We start from the raw sequence: 23005 nt of genomic DNA, 5'->3' as shown, positions 1-23005 counted from the left end.
CCGACGTTTCCCCCGGCCCGCTCTGCGTCGGCCCGCGTCCCGCACTATCGGGGCAGCGGCCGAACCTGCGCAATATGGTCCGCGACTTTCCCCGGGCCGAATCCTGACAAACAGCCCCCCTCTTCTGCGTCATCCCGCCGCGTTGGCAGGAGAGACAACACGGGCGCTTCGTCAGAAGAAGTATACTGCCGGCAGTATCGGCGCGCTGTCTGGCCTCCGCGGGCGGTGCGAGGATCGTCCCCGCGTCGCACGGCCCGGCTCAAGACCGGGCGCGGCGCGGGCGCAGGCGGGGGCGGGCATCATGTGGCGGGGGGGCTTTGCGGCCGCGCTCCTGTGCGCGGCGACGGCGGCACACGGGCAGGCGCCGCCGCCCACCCGGGGCGCGGCGGTCGGCCCGGCCCTGCGCAGCCTCGATGTCCGACCCGGTCGCCCGGCGCCGGAGGACGCGGCCGAGGGTTTCGCGGGCGCCGACTCGGCTGCGGGCGTGGCCGACGTCCAGGGGCAGACGGCGACGCCGCCGACCGTGCCCGCCGGCACCCTCGACCTCGGCAACGGCCTCAGCCTGCTCCTGAACTACACCAGCGAATCGGCCGCCAACCCGGTCGGCGGCATCCGCCGCGGCACGGCATACGCGGGCCAGGGCTTCTTCGGCATCGACGCCGATCTCGGCCGCCTCGCCGGCCTCGACGGGGCGAGCCTGCACGCGGTGGTCACGCAGCGCCACGGCCGCAGCCTGTCGCAGGACTTCATCGGCAACAACACCAGCGTGCAGGAGATCTTCGGCGGCGGCCAGACCGCGCGGCTGACCATCCTGAGCTACCAGCAGAAGCTGCTCGACAACCGGCTCGACATCGAGGTCGGCCGGCTGGTCGCCAACGTCGCCTTCCTGGCGTCGCCGATCTACTGCAACTTCCAGAACAATGCCACCTGCGGCAACCCGACCTTCGCGTTCAAGACCACGAACTTCACGTTCTTCCCGGTCGCGACCTGGGGCGCGCACGCGAAGTACTTCTTCACCGATGCGGTGTTCCTGCACGTCGGCGCCTACGAGGTGAACCCGCGCACGCAACGCGGCACCGACAACGGCGTGGACTGGTCGACCCGCGGCGCCACCGGCGCGGTGATCCCGTTCGAGCTCGGCTACACCACGAATTTCGCCACCGACCGCCTGCCGCGCAACTACGGCATCGGCGGCATCGTCGACCGCTCGGACTATCCCGACCCGGTCTACAACCGCCTCGGCGGCCCCCTGGTCTTCGCGGGCGGCGACCCGCTCACCCGCTTCGGCCGCTCGCTGATCTACGCCCGCTTCGACCAGATGATCTGGCGCCCCGACCCGATGGCCCTGCGGGGGCTGACGGTGTTCGGGGTGGCGATGAAAGGCACGTCCGGCCGGCAGATCGAGGATTACTACCTCGAAGGCGGCCTGCTGATGACCGGCCCGAGCGCGAGCCGGCCGTTCGACACGGTAGGCTTCGTGGTCTCGACCCAGACGTTCTCGGCGCTCGGCCTCGCGGGCGTGCGCGCCGCTCGCGCGTCGCTCGGCCTGAACCCGCGGGACGTGGCGACCCAGCAGGTGATGTTCGAGCTGAACTACGGGATCCAGATGACGCCCGCGATCCGCTTCACCCCGCAGATCCAGTACGTCCTCGACCCCGACAACACCCGCTTCCCGTTCCGGGCGCGGCCGATCCCCGACGCACTGGTGTTCGGCGGAAAGCTCTCGGTCGACCTGTTCACGCTCTACGGACTGGCGCGGGGTCCGGGCAGTCTCTGACCTGCCCGCAGACCCGTCACGCCGCCCGCAGCGCAGCGCGCAGCTCCTCCAGCGTCGGCAGGTCGGCGCCGCGGCGCGAGCAGGTGATGGCGGCGGCGACCGCCGCCTCGGTGAGGAGGCCGCGCAGATCGTCCTGGCCGAACCCTGCGATGGCCTCGCGCGACAGGCGGCCGCCGCGCTCCAGGCTCGCGAGCAGGGCCGCGTGGAAGGTGTCGCCCGCCCCCACCGTGTCGATCACCGTCACCGGCCGGCCCGGGACCTTGACGGTGCCACAGGCGTGGTAGGCGGTGGCCCCGTGCGGGCCGTCGGTGACGACCACGAGCTGCGCGCCCGCCTCCAGCCAGCGCGCCGCGACCGCGGCCTCGTCGGCATCAAGGCCGTAGGCCGCGTCGATGTCCTCGACGCTGACCTTGACGATCGAGGCGTGGCGGACGAGCCCGTCGAAGCGGGTGTGCCAGTGGTCGAGGTCCGGCACGAGGCTGAGCCGCAGGTTCGGGTCGATGCTGATCACGCAGCGGGCGGCGGCGCGGCGGGCGAGCCCGACCAGCGTGGTGCCGATCGGCTCCATGATCAGCGGGAAGGAGCCGATGGCGATCGCCGAGACGCCGTCGAGGTCGTAGGGCACGTCCTCGGCGGCGAGGTCGCAGACGGCGCAGTTCTCCGCGTGGAAGGTGTAGCTCGGGTGACCGTCCGCGCCGGTCGCGACGATCGCCATCGGGGTCGGGCGCCGGCTGACCTTGGCGAGGCTGATATCGACGCCCTCCGCTTCGAGCCGCGCCGACAGGAGCCGCCCGAACCCGTCCTCCGACAGGCCGCCGAGGAAGCCGGAGCGCGCCCCGAGCCGGCTGATGCCGAAGGCGAGATTGAACGGCGAGCCCCCCGCCACCGCCAGCGCCGGCAGGCCGCCCCGGAACCCCCGCGGATCGCTCGTGTCCACGAACAGGTCGATCAGGGCTTCGCCGGAGACGAGGATCATCGGGACCTGCTTCGAGGCGGCGTCGGGTCGTCGCTGCGAGGCTAGGCCGGATCGGCCGGGGCGGGGAAGCGCCCGGATCGGCGCGGGCGTGACGGTGGGGCCCCGGGTGTCGTCGCGCGCATGGCTCACCCCCGCTCCGGGAGCGATTCAGACAACGAAAAAGGCGGCGGGCTCGGGGCTCGCCGCCTGAGATTGAACCGAAGCGCCTTTTACGCGCCCATCGCCGCCTTGAGGTTCTGGTCGACCTTGTCGAGGAAGCCCGTGGTCGAGAGCCACCGCTGGTCGGGGCCGACGAGGAGGGCGAGGTCCTTGGTCATGTGGCCGGCCTCGACCGTGTCGACGCAGACCTTCTCCAGCGTCGCCGAGAACTTCGCCAGGTCGTCGTTGCCGTCGAGCTTGGCCCGGTGGCTGAGGCCGCGGGTCCAGGCGAAGATCGAGGCGATCGAGTTGGTCGAGGTCTCGCGGCCCTTCTGGTGCTCGCGGAAGTGGCGGGTGACGGTGCCGTGGGCGGCCTCGGCCTCGACGGTCTGGCCGTCCGGGGTCATCAGCACCGAGGTCATCAGGCCGAGCGAGCCGAACCCTTGCGCGGCCGTATCCGACTGCACGTCGCCGTCGTAGTTCTTGCACGCCCACACGTAGCCGCCCGACCACTTCAGGCACGAGGCCACCATGTCGTCGATCAGCCGATGCTCGTAGGTGATTCCCAGCGGCTTGAACTTCGCCTCGAACTCCTCCTCGTAGACCTTCTGGAACAGGTCCTTGAAGCGCCCGTCATAGGCCTTGAGGATGGTGTTCTTGGTCGACAGGTAGACCGGGTACTTGCGCGCCAGCCCGTAGTTCATCGAGGCGCGGGCGAAGTCGATGATCGACTGGTCGAGGTTGTACATCGACATCGCGACGCCGGCCTCGGGGAACTTGAACACCTCCTTCTCGATGACGGTGCCGTCGTCGCCCTCGAACTTGATGGTCAGGCGGCCCTTGCCGGGCACCTTGAAGTCGGTGGCGCGGTACTGGTCGCCGTAGGCGTGGCGGCCGATGACGAAGGGCTGGGTCCAGCCGGGCACGAGGCGCGGCACGTTCTTGCAGATGATCGGCTCGCGGAAGATCACGCCGCCGAGGATGTTGCGGATCGTGCCGTTGGGCGAGCGCCACATCTCCTTGAGGCCGAACTCCTTCACCCGCGCCTCGTCGGGGGTGATGGTGGCGCACTTCACGCCGACGCCGTGGCGCTTGATCGCCTCGGCCGCGTCGACCGTCACCTTGTCGCCCGTGGCGTCCCGGTGCTCGACCCCGAGGTCGTAGTATTCCAGGTCGACGTCGAGATAGGGGTGGATGAGCTTGTTCTTGATCTCGGCCCAGATGATCCGGGTCATCTCGTCGCCGTCGAGCTCGACGACGGGGTTCGCTACCTTGATCTTCGCCATGGGGCCGGTGCCTTCTCGCGCGCTGTCCCCGGCCACGGCATGCAAGGGCCGTGCGGGCGCGAGCGGCGACATAGCAAGGGGGGCCTGACAGCGGAAGGCTCGGGCTGTCATCCGGCCCGCGTCGTAACGCGGCCCTCGACGGGCGCCCCGCCCCCGTGCCACAGGGCGGCTATGACGCGGACCGGGAGCAGGGGCGAGACGGCGACGGAGATTCCGGCGGGCGAGGCGCCCGCGGTGATCCTCGTGGAACCGCAACTCGCCGAGAACATCGGCATGACCGCCCGCGCGATGGCGAATTTCGGCCTGTCGGAGCTGCGCCTCGTCAACCCGAAGAACGGCTGGCCGAAGAAGGGCGTGCGCGAGGCGGCCTCCGGCGCCACGCACGTCCTCGACTGCGCCACCGTCTATACCAGCCTGCCCGAGGCGCTCGGCGACCTCACCTACGTGCTGGCCACCACCGCCCGCGAGCGCGGGCAGATGAAGCGCGTGTTCGACCCCGAGGCCGGCATGGCCGAGATGTTGTCGCGCGCGGGTCAGCGCACGGGGGTGATGTTCGGCCGCGAGCGGGTGGGGCTGGAGAACGACGAGGTATCGCTGGCCGACGCCATCGTCACCTTCCCGGTCTCGCCGGACTTCCCCTCCCTCAACCTCGCGCAGGCCGTGCTGCTCGTCGGGTATGAATGGCGGCGGGCGAGCGGGCGGGCGCGGCTGCCGTTCTCCGGGGAGATGCTGTCGCCGCCGGCCACCCGCGCGGCGCTGTTGACGCTGTTCGGCAACCTCGAGACGGCGCTGGACGCCGCCGGCTTCTACCCGCCGGAGAAGCGCGCGGTCATCGCGCGCAACATGCGCGACATGCTCCACCGCATGGCGATGACCGAGCAGGACGTGCGCACCTTCCAGGGCGCGTTGCGCGCGCTCAATCGATCCCGGAAGGCGGACGGGGCGCCCTGATTCAGGCGGTCCCGGGGGCGGGCGCGCCCATCTCGGGCGGCTTGCCGCCGCCGAAGCAGCGGCCGACCGCCTCCCAGAAGGCCGCCTGCTCCTCCGCGGTGCACTGCGCGACGCGGGTCTCGACCAGCGCGAGGCCGGCCACCGCGTCGGCGCTTGCGGCCACATCCGCCTCGCTGGGCGACGGCGATCGATGCTCTGGGATCATGGGCCCTCCCGGATGCGCTCCCGGGCCGGAAGCGCACGGATCAAAGTCGCGAGACCGGTTCCCGATCCCGATGCGCCGTGCGGACGCGGTGCCAGCGGCAGTGCATTGTGCGCCGGCGCGGTTCCGTCCGCCACCGCAATCGGGCATGGAACGGGGCCGGGTGAGGACATCGGAGCCGGTCGCGGGCGCCGGATCGGCGGAGACGGAGACATTGTGCGGCTGAGCGTCGACGATCTGGCCTGCCGCCGCTCCGGGCGCCGCGTCTTCGCCGGCCTGACCTTCGCCCTCGGGCCGGGGGAGGCGCTGGCCGTGACCGGGCGGAACGGCGCCGGCAAGTCGAGCCTGCTCGCGATCCTCTCCGGGCGGCTGCGGCCGGATGCCGGGCGGATCGCCGTGGACGGGGTCGGCGAGCTGACCCTGCCCGAGTGCCTGCACGCGGTGGGTCACCGCGACGGACTCAAGAGCGCCCTCACCGCGGGCGAGAACCTCGCCTTCGCGCAAAGAATGCTCGGGGCGCCGCGCCTCGCCCCGCGGGACGCGCTGGACCGGCTCGGCCTCGGCCACGCCCACGACCTGCCGGTGGCCTACCTCTCGGCCGGGCAGCGGCGGCGGGTGGCGCTGGCGCGCCTCCTCGTCTGCCACCGGCCCCTCTGGCTCCTCGACGAGCCGACCGCTGCCCTCGACACCGCCTCGCAGGCCGTGCTCGCCGCGCTGATGGCCGTGCACCGGGCCGGGGGCGGCCTCGTGATCGCCGCGACCCACCAGGCACTCGGCCTCGACGGGGCGCTCGAACTGCGCATCGGGCAGGACGCCGCCGAGCCCGCGGTCGAGGACGCGGCCGAGGCGGAGGATTGGCTGTGATCCGCGCCGGCCTCGCCCTGATCGCTCGCGACCTCCGTCTCGCCGCCCGGGTCGGCGGCTCGGGGGCCCTGTCGCTGGTGTTCTTCCTGATGATCGTGGCGCTGGTGCCCTTCGCGCTCGGGCCCGACCTCAACCTGCTGTCGCGGATCGGCCCCGCGATCCTGTGGCTGTCGGCCGTGCTCGCGACGCTGATCGGGCTCGACCGGCTGTTCCAGGCCGACGAGGAGGACGGCTCGCTGGACCTGATGACCGCCGCGCCGGTGCCGCTGGAGGGCGTGGTGCTCGCCAAGGTGATCGCCCACTGGATCACCACCGGCCTGCCGCTGGCGCTCGCCGCCCCGCTCTTCGGCCTGCTGGTGGCCCTCGACGGGACGAGCATGGCCGCCACCGCGCTGACGCTCGCGGTCGGCACCCCGGCGCTCAGCTTCATCGGCGCGGTCGGCGCCGCGCTCACCGCCTCGATCCGCCGCGGCGGCCTGATCCTGGCGGTGCTCGTCCTTCCGTTGATGATCCCGACCCTGATCTTCGGCGTCTCGGCCGCGCAGGCGGCGGCCGGCGGCACCGTGCCGTTCCTCGTGCCGCTGGCGGTGCTCGGCGCGCTCAGCCTGATCGCCGCCGTGGTCGGCACGCTCGCCGCGGCGGCGGCCCTGCGCTGGCCGGAGTGACGCTGACGGCCCTGCGCCAGCGGTCGCCGCCGTCGCGCCTCAAGGGGTAATTTCCGATTGAAATCGTCTTATTCCATCGGATTCTCAGACAATATCTTCAGAAGAAAATCGTATTCTCCTTCGATATCTTCATCGCCTTTGAATGTCGATACTTCGACGTGGTTGTCGTCGAAGCATTCTATTTCGAGGCGGAGCCCGTACAATGTGGCATCGATCCTGATCGTGTCGGGTCGGTCGCGGGCGAGACGAAATTTTACATGTGACCGTTCGAGGATTTTCAAGATATTGAAGATGTTCGCCGGTTCCATGTTGGTCGCCATATATCTGGATGCATATTGGAAGGTGGGCCGTATATTGTCTAGCGTCCGGCCCCCTCGTATCGGAGCGATGGTGGCGCTCGCTCGTCCGGCCGCCGCGGCAGCGGTCCGCCCCACCCAATCCATTGACGTAACACCGGACCGTGTCTATACGGCCCGCTTCGCCGGAACGCCGCGCGTCTGCGTGCGACGCCACTCGGCCATTGCCTGACAACCAGACGCGTTGACCGATCCCCGGCCCGGCCGGCCCGTCGGCATCGCCCGACGAAGCACAGAGGACACAGATGGCCAATACCGCGTCGGCCAGGAAGATGACCCGCAAGATCGAGAAGCGCACGGCGGTCAACCGCTCGCGCCGCTCGCGCATGCGCACCTTCGTCCGCAAGGTCGAGGAGGCGATCGCCTCCGGCAACCAGGGCGATGCGCTGGCCGCCCTCCAGGCCGCCGAGCCGGAGATCATGCGCGCCGCCCAGAAGGGCATCGTTCACAAGAACAACGCCTCGCGGAAGGTCTCGCGCCTCGCCGCCCGGGTGAAGGCGCTCGCCGCCTGACGCCATCCGCCCCGTCCCGGAACGGCATCGAGCCCGGCCCGCGCGCCGGGCTTTTTCGTGCCCGCAATCCCGGCCTAGAGCGCTCTACGCCGAGGTGGACACCGGCTCGGCGTAAGAGAGCGCGTCAAAACAAAGGCTCAGAGCCGTGCACGATTGCAACGCGATCGGGAGCGGCTCTAGCGGCAACGCCGCGTTAACCGTGAGCGCGACTCTCGCGCGTTGCGCGGTCCGGCCGCCGCGTGTAGCTTAACAGACGATCACCACACACAAGCAAAACCGACCGGTTTCGGGACTCAGCCGAATCATCAGCCCGGCCAAGACTCTAGCTCTTGCCCGGCGCCGACTTCGGAACACTTGGCGATGGGAATCCGCGCCGTCCCCGCAAGTCCCACTGTTAAAGGAACCGTAGGTCTTTGTTGATAGGCTCCTCTCATCGGCAAAATGTCCTGGCCAGGGGCTTGACTCCCGTCCCAGGATCGGTCCCGCGGCCATCGGCGGGACGCTGAGCGTGCAGCGTGTGTACGTGCGGCCGGCGGTCCCCCGCCCGCGGCGCGGGGAGAGCCAATGATGCGTGTCGAGGAAACGGCGGCGAGCGGCGACGGCGACGGCCGCGGCAACGGCGGTCCGGATTTCGGGAGCGCCTGGGCGCGGGTGAAGCGCCGCCTGCGGGCGGAACTCGGCGAGGACGTGTACGCGAGCTGGTTCGCCCGGCTGGAACTGGAGACCGTGAGCGCGGGAACCGCCCGGCTCACCGTGCCGACCCGCTTCCTGAAGAGCTGGATCGAGTCGCACTATCTCGACCGCGTGCTCGGGATCTTCCGGGCCGAGGCCGAGGAGATCGCCCGGATCGAGGTCGGGGTGCGCGGCACCGCCGCTCCGGTCCGGCCCGCCGCCCCCGGCGCCGCCAAGCCCAGCCCGGTCAGCGGCCCGCTCGCCCGCCTCCACGCGGTCGGAGCGCCGACGCCGGTCGCGGCGATCGCCCCCGTCGCCGAGGCCCGCTCGGCCGAGGCCGGCGACCTCAGCGGCACGCCGCTCGATGCCCGCCTCACCTTCGCGAGCTTCGTGGTCGGGCGCTCCAACAACCTCGCCCACGCCGCCGCCGAGCGGGTGTCCCGCCACCAGGGGGAGGGCGCGCTCTACAACCCGCTCTACCTCCACGCCGGGGTGGGCCTGGGCAAGACCCACCTCCTGCACGGCATCGGCCACGCCGCGCGCGAGTCCGGGCGCCGGGTGATCTACCTCACCGCCGACCGCTTCATGTACGGCTTCGTCAACGCCCTGAAGACCCAGTCGGCGCTCGCCTACAAGGAGCGGCTGCGCGGCATCGACCTGCTGATCCTCGACGACGTGCAGTTCATCCAGGGCAAGTCGATCCAGGCCGAGTTCGGCCACACCATCAACGCCCTGATCGATGCCGGCCGCCAGGTGGTGGTCGCCTCCGACCGGCCGCCGACCGAGCTGGAAGCGCTGGACGAGCGGGTGCGCTCGCGGCTGGCCGGCGGCCTCGTGGTCGAGATCGGCACGCTCGACGAGCAGCTCCGCGTCTCGATCCTCTCCGCCCGGCTCGCCGCCGTGCGGGTCGCGCACCCGACCTTCGAGGTGACGCCGCAGGTCGCCACCTACGTCGCCCGGGCCATCACCGCCAACGGTCGAGACCTGGAGGGCGCCGTCAACCGGCTCTTGGCCCACGCCACCCTCACCGGCACCGCGGTGACGATGGAGACCGCCGAGAACGCGATCCGCGACCTCGTGAAGAACCGCGAGCCCAAGCGCATCAAGATCGAGGACATCCAGAAGCTGGTGGCCTCGCGCTACAACGTCTCGCGCTCGGACATCCTGTCGGAGCGGCGCACCGCCGCCGTGGTCAAGCCGCGCCAGATCGCGATGTACCTCTCGAAGGTGCTGACCCTGCGCTCGCTCCCCGAGATCGGCCGCCGCTTCGGCGGGCGCGACCACACCACCGTGCTCCACGCCGTGCGCAAGATCGAGAAGCAGATCGGCGAGGACGCGGTGCTCGGCGACGAGGTCGAGCTCTTGAAGCGCATGCTCCAGGACTGATTCTTCGCGACTGGGCGGCGCGCCTCGGACACGGGGCGCGCCGGTCTCCGCCCCGGACCGCCCGTCACCGGCGTGACGGGCCGGCGCACTGGCGAAGCTCCCCACCGCCCTGTATGGCCGTAGCCATCACGGGCGGGAACAGCCGGAGAGGGACGCCGATGCCGGAAGCCTTCATCTACGATCACGTCCGCACGCCGCGCGGGCGCGGCAAGGCGGACGGCGCGCTCCACGAGGTCACCGCCCTGCGGCTGGCCGAGACGGCGCTCCGGGCGCTCAAGGACCGCAACGGCCTCGACACCCGCCTCGTGGACGACGTGGTGCTCGGCTGCGTCGATCCGGTCGGCGAGGCCGGCGGCGACATCGCCCGCGCCGCGGCGCTGGTGGCCGATTACGGCATCCACGTCCCCGGCATGCAGATCAACCGCTTCTGCGCCTCCGGCCTCGACGCGGTGAACACCGCCGCCGCGCAGGTGATGAGCGGCCAGCACGAGATGGCGGTGGGCGGCGGCGTCGAATCGATGAGCCGCATCGGCATCGGCGCCTCCGGCGGCGCCTGGCCGGTCGATCCGGCCATCGCCATCAAGTCCTACTTCATGCCGCAGGGCATCTCCGCCGACCTGATCGCGACCAAGTACGGCTTCTCCCGGGACGCCTGCGACGCCTACGCCGTGCGCTCGCAGGCGCGGGCCGCCGCCTCCTGGGAGGCCGGGCATTTCACGCAGGCGGTGGTGCCGGTGCGCGACGTGAACGGCATCACCCTGCTCGACCGCGACGAGCACATGCGGCCCGGCACCGACATGCAGTCGCTGGCCAGCCTCAAGCCGTCCTTCGTGCAGATGGGCCAGATGGGCGGCTTCGACGCGGTCGCCACCGACGCGCACCCGGACGTCGAATTCGTCGAGCACGTCCACCACGCCGGCAACTCGTCGGGCATCGTCGACGGGGCCGCCGCCGTGCTGATCGGATCCCGGGAAGCGGGCGAAGCCGCCGGCCTGAAGCCCCGGGCCCGCATCCGCGCCTTCGCCAATATCGGCTCCGACCCGGCGCTGATGCTCACCGGCCCGGTCGACGTGACGAAGAAGGTGCTGGCGCGGGCGGGCATGAGCCTCGCCGACATCGACCTGTTCGAGGTCAACGAGGCGTTCGCGGCCGTGGTGCTGCGCTTCTGCCAAGCCTTCGACATCGACCCCGAGGCGGTCAACGTCAACGGCGGCGCCATCGCGCTCGGCCACCCGCTCGGCGCGACGGGCGCGATGATCCTCGGCACCGCCCTCGACGAGCTGGAGCGCACGGGCAAGGAGCGGGCGCTGGTGACGCTGTGCATCGGCGCCGGCATGGGCACCGCCACGATCATCGAGCGCGTCTGATCGTTTGCGCACGCTCCGGCGTCCGGGGAAAGCGCCGCGCGAACCAGTCCCGCAGCACCGCGCGCTCGTAGTACAGGCCGCCGGTCGAGAAGCGCGGGTTGGCGGTGAGCAGGAAATTGATGTCGGTGACCGTGTCCTCGCCCCGCGCCACCGCGCGCCCGCCCCGTTTCAGGGTGTAGGCGAGGCGGATCCGCGGCGGCGTCGCGTCGGTGACGACGCGCAGGCCGCTCGGCGGGATCGCGGTCGGCCGCTCGAAGCCGGCGAGGTCGATGTCGAGGACGCTGAGGTCGAGCGTGTCGCCCGCGCCGAGGTAGCGCTGCCCGAGTTCTTCGAGGATGCGGGTCATTTCCGCGAGCGTCACCCGCAGCGACTGGCCGGAGCCCCACCGGTTCTCCGCGTCGGTGAACCGCTCGGGCGCGACGTAGCGCACCCGGACATCGGCGAGGGCCGGCCCGGCGAGCAGCAGCGTCGCCAGCGCCGCCAACCCGATCCGCCGTCCGTGGAACGCCCCGCCCATCGCTCTGCCCTCCGTACCGCCTCCCGGGGACAAGTCGCGCCGCGGGCCGCCGGTTCGCGGCGGGCGTGCGCCCCGACGCCGCGTCGTCGCGCGCCCGTGAACCCGCACGCAGGCCGACGGGATCGGCATCGACGGCGGCATCGGACGTTCTGGCCGCTCCCCAAAGGCGCGGAACGCTGCTAGAGCGCGGGGGAAACCCGGCCGGAACAGGCCGATACGAACATCTCCGGGAGGACCGCCCTTGAACCGCCTTATCGCCACCCTGTGCCTCGGCGCCGCCCTGAGCCTGCCGCTGGCCGCGCGGGCCGACGACATGGCCGACCGGGTCACGCAGGCGACCCAGCTCGTCAACAAGACCCTGATCAAGAACCTCCAGACCGGCTTCAACGTCGCCCTCGAGAAGACCACCGCCCCGATGCCCGAGGCGCGGGCCGAGGCCGTGCGCAAGGAACTCAACGCCGAATTCGACAAGCAGCGCACCGTGATGGTCGAGGGCCTGTCGAAGGAGTACGCGCAGAAGTTCACCCTCGACGAGCTGAAGCACCTCGACGCGATCTACTCCGACCCGATCTACCTCAAGTTCCAGAACATGAACGCCGACCCGAACTCGGCGGTGACGGCCATCTCGCAGAACTCGGTGACCAAGCTCCTCAACATGCTGGCCGTGGCCGCCGCCACCGACAACCAGCCGCAGCTCGGCACGCCGACGCCGCCCGCGCCGACGGCCCCGGCCCCGAAGTAGGCCGCCTCTTCCGACCCGAGCAGCCCGTTCCGTCCCACCCGCGAGGACGTCCAGCATGACCGATCCGCAGAAGAATTTCCGCTTCGAGACCGACGCGGACGGCATCGCCCTGGCTGTCTGGGACATGCCGGGCCGCTCGATGAACGTCATCACCGAGGGGGTGATGGAGGAACTGGCGGCGATCGTGGAGACCGTCGCCACCGATCCTGCGATCAAGGGCTGCGTGATCGCCACCGGCAAGGAGCACTTCTCCGGCGGCGCCGACCTCACCATGCTCCAGGGCCTCGGCCGCGCCTACGAGGCGCTCAAGGCCGAGCGCGGCGAGGAGGCGGCCATGCGCCACTTCCTCGACGAATCGCGCCGCCTGTCGCTGCTGTTCCGGCGGCTGGAGACCTGCGGCAAGCCGTTCGCGGCGGCGATCACCGGCCTGTGCCTCGGCGGCGCCTTCGAACTGGCGCTCGCCTGCCACCACCGGGTCGCCTCGGACGATCCGAAGACCCGGGTCGGGCTGCCGGAGATCAAGGTCGGGCTGTTCCCGGGCGGCGGCGGCACCCAGCGCGTCGCCCGGCTGATGCAGACCGGCGACGCGCTTCAGATGCTGTTCAAGGGCGAGCAGATCCGCCCGGCCATGGCCAAGGGCATGGGGCTGATCCACGCGGTGGCGCCCACGGCCGAGATCGTCGAGCGGGCCAAGGCCTGGATCCGCGAGGGCGGCTCGGCGGTCGCCCCCTGGGACGTGCCGAAGTTCAAGGCGCCGTCCGGCAAGGTCTACTCGCCCGCCGGCATGATGATCTGGCCGCCGGCCAACGCGATCTACCGGCGCGAGACCCACGACAACTACCCCGCCGCCAAGGCGATCCTGGCCTCGGTCTACGAGGGCCTGCAACTGCCGATGGACCTCGCGCTCAAGGTCGAGAGCCGCTACTTCGCGCATATCCTGCGCTCGAAGGAGGCGGCGGCGATGATCCGCACGCTGTTCATCTCGATGGGCGAGCTGAACAAGGGCGCGCGCCGGCCCAAGGACGCCCCGGCGAGCGAACTCCGGACCGTCGGCGTCGTCGGCGCCGGCTTCATGGGCGCGGGCGTGGCCTACGTCACCGCCCAGGCCGGGCTCGACGTGGTGCTCGTCGACCAGTCGCAGGAGGCCGCCGATAAGGGCAAGGCCCACGCTCACGCGCTGATCACCGGCCAGATCAACCGGGGCCGGGCCAAGACCGCCGACCGCGACGCGCTGCTCGCCCGCATCACCGCGACCAGCGACTACGACGCCCTTAAGACCTGCGACCTCGTGATCGAGGCGGTGTTCGAGGACCCGAAGGTCAAGGCCGAGGTGATCGGCCGGGTCGAGGCGGTGATCGGCGAGGGCGCGATCTTCGCCTCCAACACCTCGACGCTGCCGATCTCCGGGCTCGCGCGCGCCTCGCGGCGGCCGGAGCAGTTCGTGGGCATCCACTTCTTCTCGCCGGTCGAGAAGATGCTGCTCGTCGAGATCATCCGCGGCGAGGCGACCGGCGACCGGGCGCTCGCGGTCGCCCTCGACTACGTGCGGCTGATCAAGAAGACGCCGATCGTGGTGAACGATTCCCGCGGCTTCTTCGCCAACCGCTGCGTCGGCGCCTACATCCTCGAAGGCCACCGGATGCTGGCCGAGGGCGTGCCCCCGGCGATGATCGAGAGCGCCGGCCGGCAGGCGGGCATGCCGGTGGGCCCGCTCTCCCTCAACGACGAGGTGGCGCTGGACCTCGTCTTCAAGATCCTCAAGGCGACCGAGGCGCAGGTGGGGGCGGACGCCGTCGACCCGGCGCAGAAGGCGATCCTCGCCGAGATGGTCGAGGGCCGGGGCCGGCTCGGGCGCAAGAACCGCAAGGGCTTCTACGACTATCCCGAGGGCGCAGCGAAGCGCCTGTGGCCGGGGCTCGCCGAGATCCAGCCGAACCGGCTCGACCCGGAGGCGGTCGACTTCGCCGAACTGAAGCACCGGCTCCTCGTGGTGCAGGCGCTGGAGGCGGCGCGCACGGTGGGGGAGGGCGTGGTCACCGACCCGCGCGAGGCCGATGTCGGCTCGATCCTCGGCTTCGGCTTCGCGCCGTTCACCGGCGGCGCCCTGTCCTACATCGACTTCATGGGGCCGGCCGCCTTCGTTGCCCTCGCCCGGGATCTGGAGGCCAAGCACGGGCCGCGCTTCGCGGTGCCGGACAGCCTGGCCGTGATGGCCGAGCGCGGGGGCACCTTCTACGGTACTGCGGACAAGCGGGCGGCGTAGAGCGCCGCCCGTTTCCCGTCACCCTTGCGGGGCGGGACCGCCGAGCCCCTACGACGCCGCGCGCAGGCCCAGCATCCGCGCCAGCATCGCCACGTCGGAGAGATTGTCGGAGAGCAGGTCGGTCACGTCGCCGACCTCCAGCGCCTTCATGTGGCGGCAGCGCATGCCGTAGCGCCCGGCGGTGCAGGTGCAGCGCAGAACGGGACCGCCGACGCGCTCCTCCAGCGTCACCGCGTAGCGGTTGCCGGTGGAGCCGCGCATCGCGAAGGTCAGCACCGCCGAGGTCGGCGCGAAGGCGGCCATCGCCCGGCCGCTGATCGCCCCGGCGCCCGGCCGAGCCGGCGAGGAACCGCCGGTCGCCCGCGTCACCGGCACGCCGATCGCCGCGGCGAGCCCGGGCGCGTCGGCGGTGCCGGTCTCGCGCATCGCCGCCACCGCGATGGCCGCGCACGCATAGGCGTCCTCGCCCGCGTCGTGGTGCTCGAACGCGATGCCGAGGCGGCGGGCCACCTTGCCGAGCCCGCAGCCCTCCGGGGCCGGGAAGACGCGGCGGGCGATCTGCACGGTGCAGAGGTAGCTCAGGTCCGGCACCGGCAGCCCGGCCCGGGCGAGGCCGGCGCGCAGCACGCCGATATCGAAGCTCGCGTTGTGCGCGAGGATCAGCCCGCCCGCGAGGTCGGCCATGTAGGGCGCCAGCACCGTGCCGAAGTCGGGCTCGCCCGCCACGTCGGCCGGCAGGATGCCGTGGACGCGGATGTTGCCGGGGGAGAAGCGCATCTCCGGCGGCCGGATGAAGTGGCTCGCGCGGCGCACCACGCGGCCCTCCGCGATCCAGGCGAGGCCGACCGCGCAGGCGCTGTCGCGCCGCTCGTTGGCCGTCTCGAAATCGATCGCCAGGGTGATCATGCCGCCCCCAACGGCCGCAGCCGTCCCGCCCGTCTAGAACGGGCCCGCGCGGAGGAAAAGCCGGCCCGGCGCGGCGGGTCGCCACGCGGGTGCAAGGGGGTTAGGCTGCCCGCGAGAGCCGGATCACCGGCCGAACGAGGAAACCGCCATGAAGCTCACGCAGGATCAGGTCGAGCAGTTCCACCGCGAAGGCTACATCTTCATGCCCGAGGCGTTCACACCGGAGGAGGTGACGCTGATGCGCGAGGCGGCGCTCGACATCTTCCGCACCCCGCGCCCCGAGATCTGGATGGAGAAGTCCGGGGTGCCGCGCACGGCGTTCGCCTGCCACACCTACAACCCGGTGTTCCGGACGCTCGCCGCCCACCCCCGCCTCGTCGAGCCGGTCGAGCAGATCTTCGGCGAGCGCTGCTACGTCCACCAGTTCAAGGTCAACGCGAAGTCCGCCTTTTCCGGCGACGTCTGGCAGTGGCACCAGGACTTCGTGACGTGGCACAACGACGACGGCATGCCCGAGCCGCGGGCGATGAACATCTCGGTGTTCCTCGACGACGTGCTGCCGATCAACGGCCCGCTGATGCTGGTGCCGCGCTCGCAGGGCTCCGGCGCGATCGAGGCCGGGCACGACACCACCACCACCGCCTACCCGCTGTGGACGCTGGACGACCGCACGGTCGCGGAGCTGGTGGAGCAGGGCGGCATCGTCGCGCCCACCGGCAAGGCCGGCGGGCTGCTGATGTTCCACGGCAACCTCGTCCACGGCTCGGCCGGCAACATCACGCCCTACCCGCGCAAGATCGTCTACCTGACGCTCTCGGCGGTCTCGAACGCCATCACCCGGCCGACCCGGCCGGAGTGGATCGCGCACCGGGACTTCACGCCGCTCCAGGCGCTCGCCGACGACGCGCTGCTGGCCCACCGCGCTGCGCCGGTCGCGGCGGAGTAGGGCACCGGTCGCGCGGGTGCGTCACGCCCGTGCGACCAGATCGAGCCAGTCCGCCTCCGAGATCACCTTCACCCCGTGCTTCTCGGCGTCCTTCAGCTTGGATCCGGCGCCCGGGCCCGCCACCACGAGGTCGGTCTTGGCCGAGACCGAGCCCGAGACCTTGGCGCCGAGCCGCTCGGCCACCGCCTTGGCCTCGTTGCGGGTCATCTTCTCGAGCGTGCCCGTGAACACCACCGTCTGGCCGGCGAAGGTCGAGGCCGCGGCCGCCCGCTCCATCGGCTCGGGCCGCACCTCGGTCAGGAGCTCGGCCACGGCGTCGGCGTTGTGCGGCTCGGAGAAGAACAGGATCAGCGCGTCGGTCGCCACCGGGCCGATCTCGCCGTCGTCGGCGAAGACGCGGTAGGCGTCGCCGGGGCGCTGCGCCGCCGCCCGCGCCAGGGCGGCGCGCAACGCGTCCGCGTCGCCGTAATGGGCGAGCAGGTTCTCCCGCTGCGGCGCGCTGAGCCGCGGCCGCTCCGCCTCGGTCGGCGCGTCGTCGGGGAAGCCGAGGTCGAGCAGGCGGTCGCGGGTGGTGCCGCCGACCCGCGGCACCGCGGTCAGCTCCACCCAGTCCGGGCCGGGCTGCACCGCCGCGGCCTCAGCGATCGCGGCGATCAGCGCCTGCATGTCCGCGAACCGCTTGGCGAGCGCCTTGGCCGTCGCCTCGCCGATCTGCGGGATGCCCAGCGCGAACAGCAGCCGGTTCATCGGGATGGCGCGGCGCGCCTCGACGCCGGCGAGCAGGTTCTTGATCGCCTTGTCTTCCTCCTCGCCCTTCTTCCTGGCCTGCTTCTTCGGCGCTTCGGCCTGCCCGGCCTCCGCCCGCCGCTCGGCGGACAGCGCCTCGCGCCGGGCGACGACGGCGGCCTTCAGCTCGGAAAAGTCGAGGCGGAACAGGTCGGCGGGCTGGTGCACGAGGCCGGCCTCGAACAGCACCTCGATGTAGGTCTCGCCGAAGCCCTCGATGTCGAAGCCGTTGCGCGAGACGAAGTGCTTCAGGCGCTCCACGCCCTGCGCCGGGCAGATCAGCCCGCCGGTGCAGCGGCGCACGGCGTCGAGCTTGCCCGTGCGCGGGTTGACCGCCCGCACCGCCCTGCTGCCGCAGGCGGGGCAGGCCTCGGGGAAGGCGTAGGGCTGCGAATCGGCCGGGCGCTTGGCGAGGTCGACGTCCATGACCTTCGGGATGACGTCGCCCGCCCGCACCACCGTCACCGTGTCGCCGACGCGGATGTCGCGGCCCTCGCGGATCGGCTCGCCGTCGGCGCCGACGCCCTTCACGTAGCCCTCGTTGTGGAGCGTCGCATTCGACACCACCACGCCGCCGACCGTGACCGGCCGCAGCTTGGCGAGCGGGTTGAGCGAGCCGGTGCGGCCGACGTTGATGACGATGTCCTCGACCACCGTCGTCGCCTCCTGGGCGGCGAACTTGTGGGCGAGCGCCCAGCGCGGCGAGCGCGAGACGAAGCCGAGGCGCTTCTGGAGGGCGAGGTCGTCGACCTTGTAGACGACGCCGTCGATGTCGTAGCCGAGCCCGGCCCGGTCGGCCTCGATCCGGCGGTAATGCGCGATCATCGCCGCGGTCTCGGTGAAGGTCGCGGTGAGCGGGTTCACCGCCAGGCCCCAGCTCGCGAATCGCCGCAGCGCCTCGGTCTGCGTGTCGGCGATCGGCTCGGAGATCTCGCCCCAGGTGTAGGCGAAGAAGCGCAGCGGCCGCGAGGCGGTGATGCTCGCGTCGAGCTGGCGGAGCGATCCGGCGGCGGCGTTGCGCGGGTTGGCGAAGAGCGGCTTGCCCGCCGCCTCCTGCCGGGCGTTGATCCCCGCGAAATCCGCGTGCGACAGGTAGACTTCGCCCCGCACCTCGCAGACCGCCGGCCAGCCGGTCCCTGCGAGCCGTTTCGGGATGTCGCCCACGGTCAGCGCGTTGGCGGTGACGTTCTCGCCGACCTCGCCGTCGCCGCGGGTGGCGGCGGTGACGAGGCGCCCGTCCTCGTAGCGCAGCGACAGCGAAAGCCCGTCGATCTTCGGCTCGGCGGTGAAGGCGAGCGGCGTCTCCTCCGGCCACGCCAGGAAGCGGCGCACCCGGGCCACGAACTCGGCCACCTCCGCCTCGTCGAAGGCGTTGCCGAGGGAGAGCATCGGCACCGCGTGCCGGACCTTGGCGAACTTCTCCGAGGGCTTGGCGCCCACCGAGGCGCTGGCGGCCCCGGTGCCGGCGAGGTCGGGAAAGCGCGCCTCGATCGCCTCCAGGCGGCGGCGCAGCCGGTCGTAGGCCGCGTCCGAGATCTCGGGCGCGTCCTCCTGGTGGTAGAGCCGGTCGGCCTCGGCGATCTCCTCGGACAGGCGCGCGTGCTCGGCGCGCGCCTCCTCGGCGGTGAGGTCGGTCTCGGGGGCGGCGGGTGTCTGGGCGGCCATGCCGGGCTTCTAGCGCATCCGGGCTCGCGCGTGACGAGGCGGCGGCGCCGCGTCCACGGATTCCCCTTACCCGCGCGGCGCCAGCAGGCCGGCCCGGCCGGTCAGGCGGTGGGCGGCCCAGAACACGGCGACGGCGATGCACGCGGCCGCGGCCGAGGGCAGGACGGGCGCGAGCAGCCCGGCCGCCGCATGGCCGGCCACCGAGCCGAGATTCATCGCCGCCATGTAGACCTCGAACTCGGTGGCCGCGCCCGGGCGCCCGCGGCTCGCGAGCAGCAGGGCGGGCATCAGCGCGACGATCAGCAGGCCCGGCAGCGCGCCGGTGAGCGCCAGGATCAGCGGCCCCGCCGGGCCGGCGAGCCCCGCGGCGATCAGCCCGGCCGCGAGCAGGAATCCCGCCGCGCTCGCGGCGAGCAGCGCCCGCAGCGGTTGGAGGGGCCCGGCCCGGTCCGACCACAGCCCGACGACCAGTGCGCCGACCGTCCCGCCCACCAGGCCGAGTCCGGCCTGGAGGCGCGACAGGGCCGCGGGCTCCCAGCCGAGCGTCTGGACGAGGTCGACGGAGAAGGGCAGCTCGAACAGGCCGAGCGCCGCGTCGAGGCCGAAGCACAGGGCCAGCAGCCGCAGGGCGCGCGGGCGCCGCAGGGAGACGACCAGCCGCCGCAGGAACCTCCGCAGGGGGAAGCGGCGCCCGGCCGCCGCCGGGTCGGACCGCTCGGCCCGCTCGCGCACGAGCAGCATCGGCAGGGTGGCCGCGAGCCCGGCCAGGAGCAGCCCGAGCGCGCTCGCCACGAAGCCGTCATCGCCGAGCGTCCACGCGAAGCCCGCGGCGCCGAGGCTCGATCCGACCACGAACCCGGCGCGGGTACAGGCGCTGACCCGGCCGAGTTCGCCCGGCGGCACGCGGTCGATGATCATCCGGTCGCAGGCGGTGTCGAGGAGCGACGCGCACAGGCTGTGGCAGAAGAAAGCGAGGCCGAGCCACCCGAGCGCGGTCGCGTCCGGCACCAGCAGCAGGCCGAGGGTGGCGGCGTGGCAGCCGAGGATCGCGGCCACCGCGAAGGGCCGGCGGCGGCCGGCGCCTGCCCGGTCGATCAGCGGTCCCCAGAGCAGCGGCTGCACCGTCCAGGGCAGGCCGGCGAGGGCGAAGTGGAACCCGACCTCGGCGGCCGTGACGCCGCGCGCCGCGAGGTGGTTGGCGAGCGCGGTGAGGGAGAAGCCGGCGACCAGCCCCTGGTAGAGGTAGGTGGCGGCGAACACGGCGTAGCGGGCGCCCCGCCCGTCGAGGCTCGGACGGAGCGCGGCGACCCCGCCGCTCACCGGGGACGGCCCGCGCCGCGGCCCTTGTTCCCGCGCCGCTTGCCCCCGCGGCTCTCGTCCCGGCGCCCCTTGCCCCCGCGCCCGTCGGGCCCGATCCTCGCCATCCCGCCCCCCCGGACCGGTCCCGTGCCCCGTCAGTCCCGCCACGCTATCCCGCCGCGCCCCGCACCGCGAGGCCGCCCGTGAGCAGCAGTGAGCTGTCCGTCGCCGACGTGGTCGTCGTCGACCTCGCGCTGACGGCGCAGGACCTGGCGCGCTGCGCCGCGATCCTCGATCCGGGGGAACGGGCGCGGGCCGCGCGGTTCCTGCGCCCGGAGGACCGCGACCGGTTCGTCGCGAGCCACGCCGCCCTGCGGCTGCTGCTCGGGCAGGCGCTCGGCACGGATCCCGCGGCGGTCGCCTTCACGGCCGGGCCGGCGGGCAAGCCGGAACTCGCCGGCGCCGCGCGGGGCGCTCTGCACTTCAACCTGTCCCATTCGGGGAGGTTCGCGCTGGTCGGCCTCGCGCGGGCGGCGATCGGGGTCGATGTCGAGGCCGTGCGTCCCCTGCCCGATGCCCTGCGGATCGCCCGCGGCCAGTTCGCGCCGGACGAGGCCGCGGCGCTGGCGGCCCTCCCGCGGGGGCAGGTTGAGGCGGTGTTCTTCGGCCTGTGGACGCGCAAGGAAGCGGTGGTGAAGGCGCTCGGCGCCGGGCTGTCGCTGCCGCTCGCCCGCTTCAGCGTCAGCCTGCCCCCCGCTGAGCCGCGCCTGCTGCGGATGCCGGGCGGCGCCGCGGCCTGGAGCCTCGCCGCGGTCGAGGTCGGCCCCGGCGCAGCCGCCACGGTCGCGGTCGCCGCGCCGGACGCCGTGATCGCCGTGCGGACGCTGCCGCCGGGCTGGACGGAGAATCTCGGCCGCGACGCGCACCATCACGCTTGCGGCCCGCCGAGGGCGCAGCTATAAGCCCGCTCGCCGGTCGGGACGCGGTGGCGCCCGCCGGCCTTCGGAGTGTAGCGCAGTCTGGTAGCGCACCACGTTCGGGACGTGGGGGTCGCAGGTTCAAATCCTGCCACTCCGACCAGTTTTCCCTCTGCAAAGTGCCTTCCCGAGGCGCAGAGGTTTCCGCCGACCAAACATTCGACCAAACATCGGTCGAAACTCTGGTCGCGGCTTAGGCCGCCTTCCGCTTCCCGCCGCGCCGTCCCAGGGCCTCGCGCGCACCTTCCATGTGCTTCGCTGAGTGGTGCCCGTAGCGGCGCTCGATCATCTCGACCGACATGCCGACGTACCCGGCGAGCTCCCAGATGGGCACGCCGGCCTGCATGCCCCAGGTGACCGCCGTGTGCCGGAGGCTGTGCCGCACGACGTCGTCGCCCAGGCCCTCCTCCCAGACCAAGTTGGCGAACGACTTCTTCGTCGACCCAACCGGCTTGCCCTCGAACTCGACGACGTACGTCTGCCCGAGGATGTGGTGCCAGCGCCACAGGTGGCCAACGAGCGAATCGGGCATCCGGACCGTCGGCGCGCGCTTGTTGTCTCGCTCCTGCGTCCCAAGTGCCTTCCGATGGAAGATGGCGACGCGCTTGATCGTGGGCACCTGCACCCGGCGCTCGAACGTCGCACCGTCGATGACCCGGGTCTCGACGCGCTCCTCGACCGTCGTCTCAGTCGTGAGTTCCATCCACGGCTTGCCCGGCGTCTTGACGAAGCTCGCCCCGCAGATCGAGCCCGACCTCGTGCCGGTCCGGAGCGCCACCACGATGAAGCGCGCGAGGTGCCACGCCGGTCGCCGAGGCATGACGTAGGTCTCACCCTTCCGGGGACCGGACGCGATGGTCTGGACCTCCCTCTTCTTCCAGGCGCGCCAAAGGAGGCGGGCCGCCTCGCCCCGCCGCAGCCAGCGGTCGCGCTCCTGGCCCTTCGGCGGCAGCGTGACGCTGACGGTGTCCCGCGTCAGGCTGTCCTTCACGGCCAGATTGACCGCGGCCCGGAGGTCCTCCAGTTCGCGCCGGGCGCCGCCGGTCGTGACGACGCGCTGCTGCGTCGGCTTGGAGTGGCCCCGGCGGGCGGGCACGCCGTCCTTGCCGGTTCCCAGCCTCGCGTGCGTCTTCCACGGCGTGCCGACACGCGACGCGGTGTATGTGGCGCACGTGACGCTGTCGACGTCGGCCAGGGTGCGCTCGCCCCACCATTCCAGGAGGGTGAACACCCGCTGGGCGAGCTCCTCGTGGCGCGCGACGCCTCCCCGGTACTCGCCCGTCGCCGGATCGAGCGTGCCGCGCTTCGCGTCGAGGTACCGGCTGAGGACCTCGGCGACCGTGACCTCGCGCGCCGGACGGCCCTTCCGGACCTCGACGTTCGCCGTCGCCGCGATGGCGACGCTGTCCTTGTAGTCCTGGAGGACCGCTAGGACGCGGGCTTCGTTCGCTTTGCGCTCCGGGCCTTCGCCAAGGCCGATGCCAGTGCTAGCGACCTGCTTCCGGTTGTGCATGATGACCCAGACGCCGCCGCGCTCGATCCCGTCAGTTCCGACGCGGCCCTCGCGGTACCAAGCGTAGGGTTCGCCCCGATGCCCGACGCCGAGCTTCCTGGGCGTCTTTCGTCGCTTGGCTGTTGTCCCTGGTCGTCGTGCCATCCCTCTCCCTCTCCCTGCCTCCACGTGCGCAACTGCCGGCGCGTCACAAGCAGCAGACGACCGCGCCTCACGCATCCGAGCTCGCCCCGGCCGAT

General features: G+C 72.1%; 19 protein-coding genes and 1 tRNA gene. 12 read left to right on the top strand and 8 right to left on the bottom strand.

What is annotated here, in order from left to right:
* Positions 1–301: 301 nt before the first annotated feature.
* The gene (locus Q8W71_RS01060; protein WP_305523452.1) at positions 302–1777 is read left to right on the top strand and encodes a carbohydrate porin; all 1476 of its coding nucleotides are present in this window, start codon (positions 302–304) and stop codon (positions 1775–1777) included.
* 16 nt (positions 1778–1793) lie between these two features.
* On the opposite strand, the gene Q8W71_RS01055 is transcribed toward Q8W71_RS01060, so the two are convergent.
* On the bottom strand, positions 1794–2753 hold the full coding sequence (locus tag Q8W71_RS01055) for a carbohydrate kinase family protein (protein WP_305523451.1): 960 nt from the start codon (positions 2751–2753) through the stop codon (positions 1794–1796).
* A gap of 209 nt (positions 2754–2962) precedes the next feature.
* The gene (locus Q8W71_RS01050) at positions 2963–4177 is read right to left on the bottom strand and encodes an NADP-dependent isocitrate dehydrogenase (RefSeq protein WP_305523450.1); all 1215 of its coding nucleotides are present in this window, start codon (positions 4175–4177) and stop codon (positions 2963–2965) included.
* A gap of 171 nt (positions 4178–4348) precedes the next feature.
* Here Q8W71_RS01050 and Q8W71_RS01045 point away from each other — a divergent pair, with 171 nt between their 5' ends.
* Complete coding sequence (locus Q8W71_RS01045) at positions 4349–5128, top strand: RNA methyltransferase (RefSeq protein WP_305523449.1); 780 nt, start codon at positions 4349–4351, stop codon at positions 5126–5128.
* A 1-nt stretch (position 5129) separates the two neighbouring features.
* Here the strand turns inward: Q8W71_RS01045 and Q8W71_RS01040 are convergent, their stop codons facing one another.
* Complete coding sequence (locus tag Q8W71_RS01040; protein WP_305523448.1) at positions 5130–5291, bottom strand: hypothetical protein; 162 nt, start codon at positions 5289–5291, stop codon at positions 5130–5132.
* Positions 5292–5546: 255 nt separating this feature from the next.
* On the opposite strand from Q8W71_RS01040, the gene ccmA reads away from it, so the two are divergent.
* The 5 genes from ccmA (at position 5547) to Q8W71_RS01015 (ending at position 11152) form a co-directional block, all read left to right on the top strand.
* The gene (gene ccmA, locus Q8W71_RS01035; protein WP_305523447.1) at positions 5547–6194 is read left to right on the top strand and encodes a heme ABC exporter ATP-binding protein CcmA; all 648 of its coding nucleotides are present in this window, start codon (positions 5547–5549) and stop codon (positions 6192–6194) included.
* Positions 6191–6859: a heme exporter protein CcmB gene (gene ccmB, locus Q8W71_RS01030; RefSeq protein ID WP_305523446.1), complete on the top strand. Its 669-nt coding sequence runs from the start codon at positions 6191–6193 to the stop codon at positions 6857–6859. The genes ccmA and ccmB overlap by 4 nt, the downstream gene beginning before the upstream one ends.
* A gap of 601 nt (positions 6860–7460) precedes the next feature.
* A complete protein-coding gene (gene rpsT, locus Q8W71_RS01025) occupies positions 7461–7727 on the top strand; it encodes a 30S ribosomal protein S20 (RefSeq protein WP_305523445.1) in 267 nt (88 codons plus the stop codon).
* Positions 7728–8294: 567 nt separating this feature from the next.
* On the top strand, positions 8295–9785 hold the full coding sequence (dnaA, locus tag Q8W71_RS01020; protein WP_305523581.1) for a chromosomal replication initiator protein DnaA: 1491 nt from the start codon (positions 8295–8297) through the stop codon (positions 9783–9785).
* Positions 9786–9943: 158 nt separating this feature from the next.
* Entirely contained in the window at positions 9944–11152 is a 1209-nt protein-coding gene (locus Q8W71_RS01015) for an acetyl-CoA C-acetyltransferase (RefSeq protein ID WP_305523444.1), read from the top strand.
* On the opposite strand, the gene Q8W71_RS01010 is transcribed toward Q8W71_RS01015, so the two are convergent.
* Positions 11136–11669, bottom strand: coding sequence for a DUF3016 domain-containing protein (locus Q8W71_RS01010; RefSeq protein ID WP_305523443.1), 534 nt, complete (start codon positions 11667–11669; stop codon positions 11136–11138). The genes Q8W71_RS01015 and Q8W71_RS01010 overlap by 17 nt on opposite strands.
* 241 nt (positions 11670–11910) lie before the next feature.
* On the opposite strand from Q8W71_RS01010, the gene Q8W71_RS01005 reads away from it, so the two are divergent.
* Both Q8W71_RS01005 and Q8W71_RS01000 read left to right on the top strand, forming a co-directional pair.
* Positions 11911–12411 carry a DUF2059 domain-containing protein gene (locus tag Q8W71_RS01005; RefSeq protein WP_305523442.1) on the top strand — a complete coding sequence of 167 codons (501 nt, stop codon included), beginning with the start codon at positions 11911–11913 and terminating at the stop codon, positions 12409–12411.
* Positions 12412–12466: 55 nt separating this feature from the next.
* A complete protein-coding gene (locus tag Q8W71_RS01000; protein WP_305523441.1) occupies positions 12467–14674 on the top strand; it encodes an FAD-dependent oxidoreductase in 2208 nt (735 codons plus the stop codon).
* 48 nt (positions 14675–14722) lie between these two features.
* On the opposite strand, the gene Q8W71_RS00995 is transcribed toward Q8W71_RS01000, so the two are convergent.
* Complete coding sequence (locus tag Q8W71_RS00995) at positions 14723–15580, bottom strand: 3'-5' exonuclease (protein ID WP_305523440.1); 858 nt, start codon at positions 15578–15580, stop codon at positions 14723–14725.
* 148 nt (positions 15581–15728) lie between these two features.
* Between Q8W71_RS00995 and Q8W71_RS00990 the strand changes: the two genes are divergently transcribed.
* The gene (locus Q8W71_RS00990) at positions 15729–16526 is read left to right on the top strand and encodes a phytanoyl-CoA dioxygenase family protein (RefSeq protein ID WP_305523439.1); all 798 of its coding nucleotides are present in this window, start codon (positions 15729–15731) and stop codon (positions 16524–16526) included.
* Between the two features lie 21 nt (positions 16527–16547).
* Here Q8W71_RS00990 and ligA read toward each other — a convergent pair whose 3' ends face one another.
* On the bottom strand, positions 16548–18977 hold the full coding sequence (ligA, locus tag Q8W71_RS00985; protein ID WP_305523438.1) for an NAD-dependent DNA ligase LigA: 2430 nt from the start codon (positions 18975–18977) through the stop codon (positions 16548–16550).
* 66 nt (positions 18978–19043) lie between these two features.
* On the bottom strand, positions 19044–20297 hold the full coding sequence (locus Q8W71_RS00980) for an MFS transporter (RefSeq protein WP_305523437.1): 1254 nt from the start codon (positions 20295–20297) through the stop codon (positions 19044–19046).
* 182 nt (positions 20298–20479) lie between these two features.
* On the opposite strand from Q8W71_RS00980, the gene Q8W71_RS00975 reads away from it, so the two are divergent.
* The gene (locus tag Q8W71_RS00975; RefSeq protein ID WP_305523436.1) at positions 20480–21238 is read left to right on the top strand and encodes a 4'-phosphopantetheinyl transferase family protein; all 759 of its coding nucleotides are present in this window, start codon (positions 20480–20482) and stop codon (positions 21236–21238) included.
* A 41-nt stretch (positions 21239–21279) separates the two neighbouring features.
* A tRNA-Pro gene (locus Q8W71_RS00970) sits at positions 21280–21356 on the top strand.
* A 90-nt stretch (positions 21357–21446) separates the two neighbouring features.
* On the opposite strand, the gene Q8W71_RS00965 is transcribed toward Q8W71_RS00970, so the two are convergent.
* The gene (locus Q8W71_RS00965) at positions 21447–22910 is read right to left on the bottom strand and encodes a site-specific integrase (RefSeq protein ID WP_305523435.1); all 1464 of its coding nucleotides are present in this window, start codon (positions 22908–22910) and stop codon (positions 21447–21449) included.
* Positions 22911–23005 lie beyond the last annotated feature (95 nt).

This window comes from Methylobacterium amylolyticum, assembly GCF_030700245.1.
GTDB lineage: Bacteria > Pseudomonadota > Alphaproteobacteria > Rhizobiales > Beijerinckiaceae > Methylobacterium.
Note: the sequence above shows the minus strand (reverse complement) of the source record. Positions and strands in the feature narration are given on the sequence as shown.